Annotated in this window: 9 protein-coding genes; 4 read left to right on the top strand and 5 right to left on the bottom strand. The window is 55.3% G+C overall.

The genetic code is table 11. The annotated features are described in order from the left end of the window. The first annotated feature begins 38 nt into the window (after positions 1-38). The 3 genes from KIH39_RS24215 to KIH39_RS24205 all read left to right on the top strand — a co-directional run bounded on the left by KIH39_RS24215 (position 39) and on the right by KIH39_RS24205 (position 4,698). Positions 39-2,915 (top strand): M28 family peptidase, encoded by a 2,877-nt coding sequence (locus tag KIH39_RS24215; RefSeq protein WP_213496351.1) that lies wholly within the window; start codon positions 39-41, stop codon positions 2,913-2,915. A gap of 90 nt (positions 2,916-3,005) precedes the next feature. Beyond that, on the top strand, positions 3,006-4,301 hold the full coding sequence (locus tag KIH39_RS24210; RefSeq protein ID WP_213496348.1) for a PQQ-binding-like beta-propeller repeat protein: 1,296 nt from the start codon (positions 3,006-3,008) through the stop codon (positions 4,299-4,301). A 19-nt stretch (positions 4,302-4,320) separates the two neighbouring features. Beyond that, positions 4,321-4,698 (top strand): hypothetical protein, encoded by a 378-nt coding sequence (locus KIH39_RS24205; RefSeq protein WP_213496346.1) that lies wholly within the window; start codon positions 4,321-4,323, stop codon positions 4,696-4,698. Positions 4,699-4,703: 5 nt separating this feature from the next. On the opposite strand, the gene KIH39_RS27320 is transcribed toward KIH39_RS24205, so the two are convergent. The 3 genes from KIH39_RS27320 to KIH39_RS24190 all read right to left on the bottom strand — a co-directional run bounded on the left by KIH39_RS27320 (position 4,704) and on the right by KIH39_RS24190 (position 8,948). Next, positions 4,704-5,399 (bottom strand): DUF1559 family PulG-like putative transporter, encoded by a 696-nt coding sequence (locus tag KIH39_RS27320; RefSeq protein ID WP_213496344.1) that lies wholly within the window; start codon positions 5,397-5,399, stop codon positions 4,704-4,706. A gap of 199 nt (positions 5,400-5,598) precedes the next feature. Continuing rightward, entirely contained in the window at positions 5,599-7,734 is a 2,136-nt protein-coding gene (locus KIH39_RS24195) for a S9 family peptidase (RefSeq protein WP_213496337.1), read from the bottom strand. A 29-nt stretch (positions 7,735-7,763) separates the two neighbouring features. Beyond that, entirely contained in the window at positions 7,764-8,948 is a 1,185-nt protein-coding gene (locus KIH39_RS24190) for a basic secretory protein-like protein (protein ID WP_246539417.1), read from the bottom strand. A 77-nt stretch (positions 8,949-9,025) separates the two neighbouring features. On the opposite strand from KIH39_RS24190, the gene KIH39_RS24185 reads away from it, so the two are divergent. After that, the gene (locus KIH39_RS24185) at positions 9,026-10,297 is read left to right on the top strand and encodes an outer membrane protein assembly factor BamB family protein (protein ID WP_213496335.1); all 1,272 of its coding nucleotides are present in this window, start codon (positions 9,026-9,028) and stop codon (positions 10,295-10,297) included. Here KIH39_RS24185 and KIH39_RS24180 read toward each other — a convergent pair whose 3' ends face one another. Further along, on the bottom strand, positions 10,298-10,993 hold the full coding sequence (locus tag KIH39_RS24180; protein ID WP_213496333.1) for a response regulator: 696 nt from the start codon (positions 10,991-10,993) through the stop codon (positions 10,298-10,300). A gap of 1 nt (position 10,994) precedes the next feature. Further along, the gene (locus tag KIH39_RS24175; RefSeq protein ID WP_213496331.1) at positions 10,995-13,706 is read right to left on the bottom strand and encodes a sensor histidine kinase; all 2,712 of its coding nucleotides are present in this window, start codon (positions 13,704-13,706) and stop codon (positions 10,995-10,997) included.

The following is a 13,706-nucleotide window of genomic DNA, read 5'->3' as shown; positions in this document are numbered from 1 at the left end:
GCGAAACAACCACACGGACTATCAGCGAAGGATCCCCCATGGCTGTCGGCTGGAAGAGACTCATCCCTTCTTCTTCACCGTATCTCGGTGCTGGCAATTACCGTCTCGATGCCTATTCGGAATTTCTTCCCGCGCCTCTTCTGGGCTGGAAACCTTATGACGCCTGGGCCTTCCCCCCGAGCGAATTTTCCGAAGACGATCCCCACGGCTGGCAGGTCAGCCAGTTCGAAGAAACTCTGGAGTTACAGCCCGGGCTACTGCACGTCGGGAAACAGATCCTCCATAAGCTGGAACGGCTGATCGACAACGATACCAGCACCGGGATCCCCAAGCTCGATCTTCAAGAAAATCCCTACTGGCCCGCGGAATTGGCGGCCGAGCCCCAGCTGCCGCACGAAAAATTAGTAACGCTCCTTCCCCTGGCCCTGTCCCGCACGCAGGACGATAAAGGCCGCACTCCCTGGACGCTCTTCGGAAATTCGGAGCAGGGCCCTTCCAAAGCCTTCTGGAAGAGCTTCTATTCGGCTCCCAAAAAAGAGATTCCCGTCGAAGAAGGAATTCATTTCTTCGCCCGGCTGTTGCACGCGGTCTATGGCGAGACCATCGAGAACAGTAAAGAATTGCTGCAAGCCGGGTTTCGTATCCTGCGGGAGCCCGAAGAGGAATTGCCCTCCTGGACGGAACCGCTGACCATCGGCGACCGGGCCAGCGTCGCCAAAGTGAAATATCTCCTCACTTTCCGGCCTTTCGGTAAGCTGCCGGAAGCGATTCGCCAAGCCTACCTCACGGCCAAACTCTGTCTGCTGCCGTTCCCCGGCAGCCTGACCTTCTGGGGTACGAAACTCTACCAGAAACTCTGTGAGGAACTACCGCACGCCCAACAAATTCCGCTACTTCTGAACATCGTCCGGCATCGGGGCGGTAACGGCTTACGCGTACCGCAATCCGGCTTCCTGCACGAGCCGAATGCGGAACATCCCCATTCCCATCATCGCGGCGCCCAGGTTAAAAACACTTATAAGCGAACCCACCGCTGGGATAAGATTCTGCGCGATCAGGATGAACTCTCTTTGATCGGCCGGGAACATAAGCTGACTCACGTTTTGTTCAGTACCATCCCGGATGATCTGGAACTGTACGACAAGCCTATGGCCCGCAACGTTCAGCTCTGGTTCGAGGACGGCCGGTTACTTTTGGACGGACCGAACGCTTCCCCGGAACAACTGAAAAAGGCCATGAAAACCGTGCAGGCCGGCGGATTATTCGGCTACCGTTTCCTGTTCCCCGCCATGCAGGTGGGCAAGCATACGGTTTACTGGCACCGGCCGCTAGTGATGTACCGCAATGCCCAGGGGGAAGCGACTCTGCTTCCGAATGCTCCCATGGGCTACCTCACCGCTTACGACACACAGAAACCCAAACTCGATAAAGCCATCGAACTCTGGCCGCGGATCAGTTCCCATCCCCTCGCCTCAGTTGCCCTGGCACTGCATGAAACCTCCAAGAGCCACAAAACGAACGTCACCGTTTTGAATTGCCGCAAGCTGGAGGAAGCCTCCAGGCTGATGAAACATAAGCCGCTGCCGCGTAGTTTCGCTCAGCAGCTCCTCACCCGCTCTCGCGGAGAGACTCTGGATCTATGGCTGAATTCTCTGCCGAATGAAGCTCTCGCTACTGAAGTGCGGATGCTCATCGAGCCGGTGCCGCAGCCGTTGATTCTTAAGAAGGGTGCGAAAGTCCCGGCCTCGCTGACCTATGCGAAAAGTGCCCGACGATCCTTCGAACTGGACTACTGGAAAACGATATCTTCGCTTTCGGAAGGGATGTTCCTCAACAAGAACAACGCGGACATCGTCCTGGATGAAACGACTCGCAAGATGCTGCCCTATCACGATCGGCAACTGGAACCTTTGAGCGAACACCTGCTGGCTTACTACCGCAAAAAAGTGAGTTCTGCCGGACTGAAAGACCAAGTACTCATCGGTGATATTCCCTTCCGCTGGCGGACCGATTTCGACTACTCCTGGATGGGCGGTTGGCTCAAGAATGACGAGGGAGCCGCCGAGCGCGATCTGATCGTCATGATCCCCGGAAAAGATCGCAGCCGGGCAGTGATTATGTCCGACCATTACGACACCGCGTACATGGCCGACAAATATTACAAGGAGCTGGGGGGCAACGGCGCCCGTATGGCGGCCTGTGGCGCCGACGATAATCACTCGGCCACAGCGGCGATGATGCTGGCCGCGCCGATTTTTCTGGAGATGAGCAAAAAAGGCCTTTTAGGCTGCGATATCTGGCTGATTCATCTCACCGGCGAAGAATTCCCAGCCGATTGTCTGGGAGCCCGGGCTCTGGTGCAACGTCTGGTTGAGCGATCTCTGAAGATTCATCTGCCGGGGGGAAAGACCAAGGATATTTCCAAGGTAAAAATCCAGGGGCTCTATGTCTCGGATATGATCGCCCACAACAACGACCACGAAAAGGACGTCTTTCAGATTTCGCCGGGAGTCGATTCGATTTCCCTCTGGCTGGCCTATCAGGCGCACATGGCCGCGGAAATCTGGAACGAGTCGGTTCCAGTCTGGAACAAAGATCCGGAACGGGAAGGGAAGCCGCGCGGCCGCCGCAGCCCGCACGGCGGGGCTATTCCGGAAATTGCACCATTTTTGCAACTCAATGGTCAGATTCGGCAACCTCTCGATCCCAAAAGCACGTTGTACAACACCGATGGTCAGATGTTCTCGGACGCCGGAGTGCCGGGCGTTCTGTTCATGGAAAACTACGACATCAACCGTTCCGGCTACCACGACACGCACGACACGATGGAGAATATCGACCTCGACTACGGTTCGGCCTTCTGCGCCATCACCATCGAGTCGGTAGCCCGTGCCGCGACCGAACGGCCGGAGTAATTAGTTGCTTGCCAAAGCGAATCGGAATCGGATACTCTAAGGGAGATGTGCCTAGCGTTGGCGCATCTCCCCGCCATCTGGAATCCTCTCATGCGTTTCATTTTTAGCATCTTCTGTTTATCAACCCTGATCGGGAATTCGAAAGCCCAGGAGAACTGGCCGCAGTTCCGCGGCCCCTCCGGCGATGGCCATGCCGAATCTAAAAATCTCCCCCTCACCTGGAGCGAGAAAGAAAATATCCGCTGGAAAACGCCAATCCACGATAAAGGCTGGTCTTCTCCGGTGATCTGGGGGAACCAGATCTGGCTGACGACGGCTCATGAAAAATATGCGGCGAATGCCCCCAAGGAAAACGCCCAGAGAAAAGTTCCCCGACCCGAATTCGTCGAATTTTATGCCGTCTGCATCGACCGAAAAACGGGCAAAATTCTTCACGATCTGATCGTTTTCAAAGAAGAAAACCCGGATTACTGCCACAGCTTCAATAGCTATGCCACGCCAACTCCAGTAGTGGAAGCGGGCCGCGTGTTCGTTCACTTCGGGGCGCACGGTACCGCCTGCCTCGACACGACCACCGGCAAAAAACTCTGGGAACAGCGGGATTTGAAGTGCGATCACTGGCGCGGGCCGGGCTCCTCTCCCATAACGGACGACAAGGCCCTGTTCCTGACCTTCGACGGCTACGATCAGCAGTACGTGGCCGCACTGGATAAGAACACCGGTAAAATCCTCTGGAAGAAAGATCGATTGATCAAATACACCAGTAACAATGGAGACTTGAAAAAAGCCTATTCCACACCGACTTTGGTGACGATTGATGGCAAACCCCAGTTGATCAGTCCCGCCGCGGAGGCGACCATCGCTTACGATCCGGCGAACGGCAACGAACTTTGGCGCATCGCCACGGGCGGCATGAATCAAGCCGCCAAGCCGATCGTCGGCCACGGGCTGATCTATCTGACGACCGGTCATTCTCAGGGCATGATCGCGATGAAGGAAGGCAGCGGCGGCCAGATCCCTTCGAGTCAGATTGCCTGGAAGATGATCAAAAACGTGCCGACCCGCCCCTCCTTTTTGCTTCAGGAGGATTACATTTACATGGTCAGCGACAACGGCTTTGCTTCCTGCGTAAATGCCAAGACCGGCTCGCAAGTCTGGGTGGAACGATTCAACGCCTCCTTCTCGGCCTCACCTATCATCGCGCACAATACGATTTACATTCCGGATCAAGAAGGGACGACTCAGGTGTTCGCCGCCACCCCGGAATTCAAATCGTTGGCGAAGAATAAGCTCGATAGCGGTTGCATGGCCTCGCCCGCTGTGGCCGGGGAGGCGATTTTTCTACGCACGAAAACCCACTTATACTGCATCGAAAAGAAGAGCTAACTGGTAAAAGGGCCCTCCTATGAAAAGGCTTTTCCAAGTCGGCATTGCGGTACTCCTACTCTGCTGGGTCAGCGGTTGCGGCGGCAGTGAAGCCGACCGCCAATTCGTCGAATACATCTCGCTGATGCACAAGATCGCCCGGGCACACGAGGAGAAAGCTCCACGGGAACAGATTCAGGAACTCAATCGCCAGTTACTGGAAACCAAGGAGAAAATCGACAATTCCAAGCTGACCGAGGATGAGAAAAACGAACTGGTCGAGCGGCATGCCGAAGAGTTTGTCGCCGCGGCCAAACATCTGACGCAAGCGACCAAGGACGCCGCTTTGCCGAAAATCGAGCTGGAAACATCGAAAGCGGGTCAGGATTCAAAACCTGTGGAACCGACTAAGAAATAACTGGCTCACGGCGAGGGGTCATAAACGTAGAACAGTGGAATCGTCAATTCGCTGATGCTCATCGGGACTACGTGGCCGTCGCAGAAAAGAACATTGAAACGATTGAGATGCCGCGCTTCCGGATAATGATTCGGAGCATCCGGATCGGTAAACGGCCAGGGAAGGTTAGGCGTCGCCGGAGTTGCACCCTGTAAGGCGCAAATCGGTAGCCGGGAATGTTCCCAGACATGCATCACCTGCGAAGTTCCATTTGCATTAGTGATAATGGTTAAGCTAATTCCCGACGGCCCGCCTGTCACCCCACTGATGCCGTAGCTCAACTGAAGCGGTTGGCCCAGTGTCGGACTGCCCTGGACCATATCCACGCCCATCGGACATTTATAAACCTTCGCGTTCTTGTCGCAATAATTCCAGAGCAGGGTCTGCGTAGGATCGTAATCGGGGAGCGGCGGATCGGCGTAACCCACCCGATCGTCGAAAGGAGCCCAGTAGGGAACGTTACTTCCCGGTGGCAAAGTATCGTTGTTGTTGAGTGCGTAATGCTGCATCGCCAAGCCGATCTGATGCATGTTATTAGCGCAGGAGATGCGAGCCGCCGCCGCCCGGGCTCTTTGCACGGCCGCTAGCAGTAGACCGATCAGAATGGCAATAATCGCAATCACCACCAGCAACTCGATGAGAGTGAACGCCCGGCGTCGCATGGAGGATTCCCCTCAGGGAGGCGATGAACATTCAGGACAATTTAAGTGTGAGAATATTCTAACATCGGATCGCGCTCGATGAATTATCAAAATTGGCAACAATCGGAAATCACTGGAACGAACTCGAAGTGAAAAAAAACGGGATTGAGATTAACTGTCTTAACCTCAATCCCGCAAGAAGTTTGTCGCCGAAACAGACTTAATGGGCCGGCGTGTCGATCACCAGATTTTCGATGAAAAATTCCATCATGCGCTGCTGATTCACCGAAGTATGACCCATGTCAGGCCCCACCTGAACCTCAAAGCTTTTGCCCGCCCGCTGGAGGGCGCGAATCAGCTGCAGGGCATTCGAAGGATGCACGTTGTTGTCGGCGGTGCCGTAGTAAACCATCAGTCGACCCTTCAATTTATCGGCGTAGGTCATGACCGTCCCGGCGTCATAGCCCGCCTTATTCTCCTGCGGCAGCCACATGTAGCGTTCAGTGTAAATCGTATCGTAGAGCCGGAAATCGGTCACCGGCGAAGAAGCGGCCGCCGCCTGGAAAACATCGGGATAGCGCACCAGACACAGGGCCGAAGCAGTTCCGCCGTAAGAGGTCCCGAAGATACCCACTCGATTGCGATCCAGATACGGACGCACCCAGAGCGATTTCACCCCGGCGGCCTGATCGTCAATCTCGGTTATGCCAAGCTTCAGGTAAATCGAATCGAGGATTTTTTTCCCGCGACCGGCCGCACTGCGAGAATCGAAGGAAGCCACCAGGAAGCCGTATTCTGTCATCGCGTTGGGGAGAGTGAAAGTTTCTCGGGCTCCATTGGTCTCCGGCCCGGCATAAACCGTCACTAGTAGGGGATACTTTTTATTCGGATTGAAGTTGGATGGGAAATGCAGCATTCCATATAGATCGGTTTTCCCATCCGCCGCTCTGAAAGTGAGCAGTTCGACCTTCTTCAGGCCCACCTTTTCGAACTTCGACATATCGCTCTTGGCGATTTCCACAAGCACTTTGCCCTGCAGGTCGCAGATACGCGCCGTGGGTGGTGTATCGTGGGTCTGAATCGTATCCAAAAAGTGCTTGCCGTCGGGGGCCACATCCACCGTATGGTAGAAAGCGGGATCGGTCAGGCGGACATCCCCCTTCCCATCCAGGCCGACGCGGTGCAACTGCAGCTTCATCGGGTTGTCGCCATCGTGGGCCATGTAGTAGACGTAACCTGCCTCTTCATCGACCTTCAAAATGTTGGCCACTTCGAATTCGTGGTTGGTCAGCGTGGCCAGCAGTTTACCACTCAGTTCGTAAAGGTAAATATTCTTCCAGCCGGTGCGCTGCGATTCCCAAAGGAAACGTTTATTATCCTTCAGGAAGCGCATCGGCGGGCTATTTTCCACCCAGCTGGGAAGCCACTCTTCGTGAATAATTACTCGACACTTACCGGTTTCGGGATCGCAGGCTGCCAGTTCCAGAATGTTCTGCCGCCGATTGGTGCGATGCAAAATCAGTTCTTTGCTGTCGGCCGACCACGAAATGTCGTAAACGTAATGGCCGACCACATTGTTATCGAAGGGCATGCCGTCGCGCACATCGGCCTGCGTGGTCTTCTTCGATTCCAGATCGTAGATCAAGATGTCGCAAATGGGGTTGGCGGAACCGGTTTTAGGATAAGGTTCGGCGTCGACCTTATCCTGAACGGAAGTCTGATTCAGTTGCAGGAAATAGTCTTGGACCTTGCTTTCGTCGAAGCGATAGAAAGCCAGCTTTTTGCTATCCGGCGACCACCAGAATGCGGTTCGCTGCCGGAGTTCTTCGCCATAGACCCAACTCGCGGAACCATATTTCAGCCGGCTTTTCTCGTTGCCGTCGGTACTCAGGGCGATTTCGTTTTTGCCATCGGCATCGGTCAGGTAGAGATTTCGCTCGCGATAGACGGCTTTATGCTTTCCATCGGGGGCCGTGGCACTACCGAACTGTCGGCCCCGATCCGGTCCCCCCCCGCCGCCGCGTCGACCGCCCTTGGGCATCGGCGGAGTTTCAGCGGCCGGTTCCTTACCGTCCTTTTTCTCAGGAAGAAATTCCTTCTCGATATTGGATTCGAAATCGAATCGGTAGGTTTTGCCGTCGCGTTTGTACTCGGCGATTTTACCCCCCTCTTTCCAGGAGACCGAGGCGGTCCCCATCTTCACGGAAGAGAACGCCTCTTTGCTCATCTTCTGGTACTGCTCGTACCCGGGCATGTTCTTCAGCCGATCCTGAGCCTGAGTCGTGAAGACTCCGGCCACGATCAAAAAGCAGAAAGCTGCCCATAAGCGAAGTCGCCCCACCAGACCGATTCTCATTTCGATGAACTCCTGATTTAATTCCCGGGTTATTTTTTCAGCGAGGCCCGCCATTCCTCATCGAGTTCTTGCACCGTTTTCTTGGTCAGGACCTGGAAGGCCTCTTCCTTGTATTCCCCTTCCCTCAACATCTTGTTGAGTTTCTGGACGATCAGGGGATCGTATTTTTCGGAGAGGTAATTCAAAAACGCAGCCGTCGTTCGATAGCTGCCGTTATAGCGGGCTCGTTCCGCGTTCAGTCTGCCCGCCTTGCCCGGCTCGTATTTAAAGAAGCGGATATAGTCCGCAATGCCTTCGACGAGCCAGCCGGGATTGCCACGCGTCCGATACTGCTGTACGACGTGCACGGTTTCATGCACGAACGCTCCCATATCCTCGGGATGGCTCTTGAAGAACTTCACGGATCCGACAATCCGGCTGCCGCTCGCGTAAGCCACCCCGTCGTAATCGTTTTTCATGGTCAACCGGATCGAACGAGCGGGCTTGAAACCTTCGCTCTTCAATTCCTCATTGATCATGGTGTACTGACGTTCGCAGATGCGGGCGACTTTTTCTGTCCATTCTTTCATTTCCGGTGCATCACTGACATCTATCGTAAATTCGACGGGATATTTGAAATGGCGGACCGCCGGTTCGGAATCGACGACGATTTCGCGAATCGTCAGCGGATATTTCAGATCCTCGGTCGGTTGAATGCGAATCGCCAGGACCGTCTTCCCATCCAGCTTCCGCGTCGCCTGACCTTCCTGGAATTTTCCGACTGTCTGAAACGTCTTTCCATCCTCGGAGATCTCCAGATTCGCTTCCTTCAGCGCATCCTCTCCCTTGGGTTTGCCGGTCAGAACTTCCAGAGTTTTCACTTTCACCGGCTTCTCGAAAGTGAGAGTGAAATTATCCTTGGCCGAGGCATTTTTCTCAGTTGCAAAATAAGTCTCTTTATTGCCATCGAATACGAATTGCCGAATCTGACCTTTAGCCGAGGCTTGCGTGCATTCGACCACGGCAGTAATCGGGGCTAATTTTTTTGACTGAGCGACAGAGTTCGCGGCTACGCCAGCCAGCAGTAGGCTCAAAAACGAAATGCGAATCACAAGAACCATAAACAATCTCAACAAATCAGAGTAACGGGTAATTCCCAGGGGATTATTCTGATTTCTATTGGTGAGCGAGAAATGAGAAGTCGGAAAATCGCTTCGAACGAGGAATCCTGGCATTTCTGGGAATTCCCAGGAAGTTTTCGAGGGCTATAATATTCCCAATCCTACCGGCCACTCGCTCGCGGAGCCTTTTCATGTCCATCTTGAGCCTCTGTGCTTATCTTGCCTTAGCCACTGCCTCCTTAAATGTCTCCGAGGAGAATTGGCCCCAATGGCGGGGCCCCAGCGGCAATAGCGTGACCACCGGCCCGGCTCTCCCCACGAAATGGAGCAAGACCGAAAACGTACTCTGGAAGACGGCGCTTCCCGGTTGGGGCAATTCCACCCCGGCCATATGGAACGATCACATCTTCCTGACCACCCAGGAGAAAGACAAGCTTCTGCTGCTTTGTCTCAGCAAGCAAACGGGACAGATTCTTTGGCAAAAGGAAGTCAGCTCGGGCTCACCTCGCCGCAGCGGTGAGTTGGGGAATGATCGCTTCCACGACGAACAAAACATGGCCTCGCCCTCGCCGGTCACCGACGGCCAGCATGTCTGGGTCCACTTCGGGAACGGCGAACTGGCCTGCTACAACTTTGCAGGCGAGAAAATCTGGTCGGATAACCAGGTGAAAAAGTTCGGCCCTTACACCATTTGGTGGGGGCACGCCAATTCCCCCGTTCTCTTCGAAGATCTGCTGATCACCACCTGCATGCAGGATCCCAAGAATTCCGGGAAGAGTTACGTTCTGGCGCAGGACAAACGGACCGGCTCTGAGAAATGGAAAGTCGAACGGATCACCGGCGCGGTCTCCGAGCCGGCCGATTCCTATACCACGCCGTTGATTTATACACACGATGGCAAAAGTGAGTTGATCGTCTTCGGCGGCAACCAACTCGATGCATACAACCCCCGTACTGGTGAACAACTCTGGAAGTGCAACTGCTTCAAAGGGAACCGAGTGATCTCCGGCCCGACCCTGGCGAACGATACGGTCTATGCGGTGCAGGGAATGCGCGGCCCGCTCTTTGCCGTGAAAGCTACCGGTCAGGGCGATGTCACGGCCACGAACATTCTCTGGAAATACACCGGCGGCACGCCCGATTCGGCCTGCCCGCTTTACACCAAAGGCTTGATTTTTCTCGCGAATAACGACGGCGTGGCTGTATGCATCGATGCCGCTACGGGCAAGGAACTTTGGAAAGAACGACTGGGGCAATCCTTCCGCTCATCGCCGCTGGCCTCTGGCGATCTGGTCTATTTCTTCAGCAAGGAAGGCAAGGCCTTCGTCGTCGAAGCCGCACGCGAATTCAAGCTGATTTACAAGACCGATATGGGCGAAGAAATCCTCGCTTCCCCAGCGGCCGTGAGTGGAAGTTTATTCATCCGAACCCGCGAACATCTTTATCGAATCGGTTCGAAATAATTAGTCCACCGCGAGTCGATAGCCGACTCCCTGCTCGGTGAGGAGATATTTGGGATTGGCAGAGTCGTCTTCGATTTTCTTCCGCAGCCCGGCCATGAACACCCGCAGATAGTGGTTCTCCTGCACCTGATGCGGCCCCCAGACTTCTTTCAGTAAAACGCGATGAGTCAGCACCTTACCCGGATGCTTGGCTAGCGTTGTCAGCAGCTTGTATTCGATCGGGGTCAGATGGATTTCTGTTTGTCGTACGAATACCCGCCGGGCGGAAAGATCGATTTTCAAATCCCCCGCTTCGAATATCGAGGATTCTTTTTCGGCCACCACTTTCGAGTGCCGGCGCAGGGCCACCCGCAAGCGTGCCAGAAGTTCACCCGTACTGAACGGCTTGGTGAGAAAATCATCCGCCCCGTTATCCAGAGCGAGAATCTTCTGCTGCTCCTGATCGCGCGCCGACAGCACGATTACCGGTACGGTCAGCCATTCGCGCAGCTGCCTCAGCACATCCTGGCCATCCATATCGGGTAAGCCGAGATCCAGAATCACCAGATCGGGCGATTGCTGCGAAGCAAACCGGATCGCCTGCTGGCCATTCTCGGCTTCGATCAAATGATAGCCCTCAGCCACCAGAGCACTACGCAAAAAGCGGCGGATCGGCAGTTCATCTTCGATGATCAGAATTTTGGGTTCGGTTCCCATATCAACCACTGGCCCCGGAAGTTGTCGTGGAGATTGAAGGGGGATTTTCCTCCAGCGGTAGAGTGATGGTGATTTCCGCTCCGCCGCTCGGTCGGCTCTGAGCATGAATCTTCCCGCCGTGCGCATCGATGATGCCGCGGCAGATCGCAAGCCCTAACCCCACGCCACGGCGACCATCGGGCGAAATCACCTGTCCCCGGAAGAACTTCTCAAAAATCTTTTCTTCCTGGCCCACCGGCAGACCCGGCCCTTCATCCAGGATGCGAATGGTCGCCTCTCGGCCATCGGCATGAGCTTCGATCTCGATCGGCGACCTGGCAGGCGAGTAGCGAACGGCGTTCTCCAACAGATTCAAAAACACCTGCTCCAACAGAATGCCGTCGATGTACAGTAGCGGAAAATTCGGCTCTATTGTCACGGTGAAAGGGCGATCCCCCAGTTCTTTTTGCAAGCGCAAGCGAACCGATCCGACCAGTTCTTCCAGAACGTGCCACTGCCGATTCGGCTTCAGGGCCCCGGCTTCCAGGCGGGTCATATCGAGGAGATTTTCCACCAGTCGGGATAGTCGCATCGATTCATCGACCATGTTCCGCAACAATTCCCGACCTTCCTCCGAATCGGGAGGCGGTGTACCATTGAGTAAACCGGAACCCGATCCGGCGATGGCCGCCAGCGGCGTCCGCAGATCGTGCGAGACCGAACTCAACAGCGAATTGCGCAGTTGCTCGGCCTGGATCCGAACTTCCGTTTCCTGAGCTTCCAACAAAGATTGATCCCGCTCGAGAGACAGAGCGATCATACTGGCACAGGTCTCGATCAATCGTCGCAATTCCGGACGCTGGAGATTATCCACCGGTTCCAGCCGAACTCCTAACACACCCACGGTTTTTTGCGAGCCTATCAACGGCACAAAGAGAGCCGTACCGTTGGGAAGCGTATCGGTTCCCAACCCAGCGATGCGATTATGAGAGGAAACCCAATCGGCGACTACCCCGTTAATGGCATTGCGACCAATCGAGGAAGCAGCCCCATATCGAATTTGAAGTTTCTCTTTTTCATCGCGGACATAAAGAGCGATCTCACCGCCGAAGATGTCGACTAATTGTCGACCGGCCGTCTGCACCAGAAACTCCGCCCCCATCACTTCGCTGAGCTGCCGAGTCAGACGGTAAAGCGCTGCCGTCTGCCGTTCTTGAATTTGCGAAGCACTTAACCGCCCTTGCATTCTCGTAGTGAGAGTGCTGATCAGAAGACCGATCCCCAACATCACGACGAAAGTCAGCAAATACTGCGCATCCGAAACGGTGAAACTGTAAAGCGGCGGTACAAAGAAGTAATCGAAAACGAGCACGGCCGCCACGGAAGCGAAGCTGGCCGGGCCGCGACCGAAACGGGTGGCCGCGAAAACGACTCCGAGCAAAAAAATCATGGCCAAATTCGTCTCGGCCACCTCCCAGTGGGCGCAGACCTTGCAAGCGCCATAGCAGACGAAAACGATGACGGCGGTCAGGAAATAATCGATCCAACGAATCGAAGGAGTCGAGACGGCCGGTCGAATCGGAACGGCGTTGGACTCGGCCTCTCCGCGAATGACGTGAATGTCGATCTCGCCGCTTTGTTCCAGCAAATCTTCGACGATGTTCTTGTGAAAAAGGCGGCGCCAGCGCGGCTGAGCCGTCTTACCGACGATGATGCGCGTGACATTTCGCGACCGGGCATAATCCAGGATCGTCGCGGCCACCTTTTCGCCAATCAGATTCTGCGTTTCCGCCCCCAATTGCGTCGCAAGTTGCAGATGCCGGTTGACGCGCTGCTGGGTGGCCGAGTTTGTCGTCTCCCCGGTCTGCACCGCCGCGGCAATCCACTCCGCGCCTTGCGCTTCGGCCATCCGTTTGGTGGTCCGGATCAACCTCGCTGTCGTCGGACTGGGGCTGACGCAGACCAGAAATCGCTCCCGTGTGGCCCAGGGCTTCACGGCTGTGCTGCTCTTGCGGGCTTCGTCTACCTCCTTGTGCAGCCGGTCGGCGGCCAGACGCAGCGACATTTCGCGCAGTGCCGTCAGATTCGATTTTTGGAAGAAATTGGCGATGGCCCGATCGGCCTGGGCCTTCCGATAGACTTTTCCCGCGTTGAGACGTTCCACCAACTCGTGCGGCGTCAGATCGACCAGTTCGAGCTCATCCGCTTTTTCCAGAACTGCATCGGGTAGAGTTTCCCGAACGATCACTCCGGTGATCTGAGCTATCACATCGTTTAGAGATTCCACATGCTGAACGTTCAGCGTCGAGTAAACATCGATGCCGACTTCCAGCAGTTCTTCCACATCCTGCCAGCGCTTCAGATGGCGGGATCCTTCCGCATTGGAATGGGCCAGTTCATCGACCAGAATTAACTGCGGATGTCTTTGCAGAGCGGCATCGAGATCGAATTCTTGAAGGACGACGCCGCGATACGGCACCGCACGAGTGGGAATTTTGTCGAAGCCTTCCGTCAGGGCCTCGGTTTCCGCCCGGCCATGCGGTTCGATATAACCGATGACAACATCGATCCCATCGGCTTTATCGCGTCGAGCCGCTTCCAGCATGCCGTAGGTTTTGCCCACCCCGGCCGCATAACCGAAAAAGATCTTCAACCGGCCGCGCGTGCGAGGGGCTTCTTCCGCCTGGACGCGAGCCAGAAGTTGATCCGGGTTTGGCCGTTCCTGATTTGGCAT

Origin of the sequence: Telmatocola sphagniphila (genome assembly GCF_018398935.1) — a bacterium.
Lineage (GTDB): Bacteria > Planctomycetota > Planctomycetia > Gemmatales > Gemmataceae > Telmatocola > Telmatocola sphagniphila.
The sequence above is the reverse complement of the archived record's forward strand: the minus strand, read 5'-3'. Positions and strand labels throughout refer to the sequence as shown.